The 851-nt window shown below is 47.4% G+C and carries 2 protein-coding genes; both read left to right on the top strand.

Going from position 1 to position 851, the window contains the following annotated elements; translation table 11 throughout:
- On the top strand, positions 1 to 506 hold a 506-nt coding region (locus tag A3735_RS05195), incomplete at its 5' end, for an alpha/beta hydrolase (RefSeq protein ID WP_068637695.1).
- A 25-nt stretch (positions 507 to 531) separates the two neighbouring features.
- Positions 532 to 851: glutathione S-transferase N-terminal domain-containing protein (locus A3735_RS05190; protein WP_156499419.1), on the top strand; the 320-nt coding region annotated here is incomplete at its 3' end.

Raw genomic sequence — 851 nt, 5'->3', positions numbered from 1 at the left:
CAAATGCCTCGGAAATCCCCATCACGGTTAATGCTGGCTATATCATGCCCGCCTGGTATGACATTCTTGAACTGACTGAAGAGCGCGTGATAAACCACGAACAATTGCAAAGTTCGGTGAAGAATATCCAAACGCTGATCGATAGGGAAATCGAGCGAGGCATCAAGAGCGAACGAATCATTGTAATGGGCTTTTCGCAGGGTGGAGCCGTGGCCTACCATGCAGCCTTAACTTACCCCAGCCCCCTTGCAGCACTGGCAGGCTTGTCGACCTATTTTCCACAAGAAGATAGCTTTGATACCGCGCCCGCGAATAGCCAGCTGCCAGTATTAATCTGCCACGGCACTCATGACCCAATGGTCGTGGAAAGGCAAGGTAAAAAAGCGGCGGCGATTCTTGAAGCGCGAGGCCACACAGTGCAATATCTAAACTACCCGATGGAACACGAAGTTTGTCTAAGCGAGATACAAGACCTATCGCGTTTCTTTCAGGCTCATTTGATGTAATGCTGTTTTATAGGTTGAGCCCTAAATGAAAAATAAGAATAAAATACAAATCAGTTCTGCAATTATTTGGGGCGTCGAGCTTTCGCCCTTCGTATTAAAGATGCAAGCTTACCTGGAGTACTGTGGCATCCCTTATCGCCGCTTACCCGCGCATGGAAGCTATCTTGAAAATACTCAGACCTTATTACGCCTTGAGTATCAAAAACAGCATAAGCAGATAAGCCGCTATCCTGAAATGGATGCCGACTTAGATGAGTACCCTGCCGTTCCTTTCTTTACTGAAAACGGCAAAGATTTTCAATACGACAGCACAGCCATCGCACACTATCTTGACCAGAAGCCCCC

The organism is Oleiphilus sp. HI0061, assembly GCF_001635675.1.
Note: the sequence above shows the minus strand (reverse complement) of the source record. Positions and strands in the feature narration are given on the sequence as shown.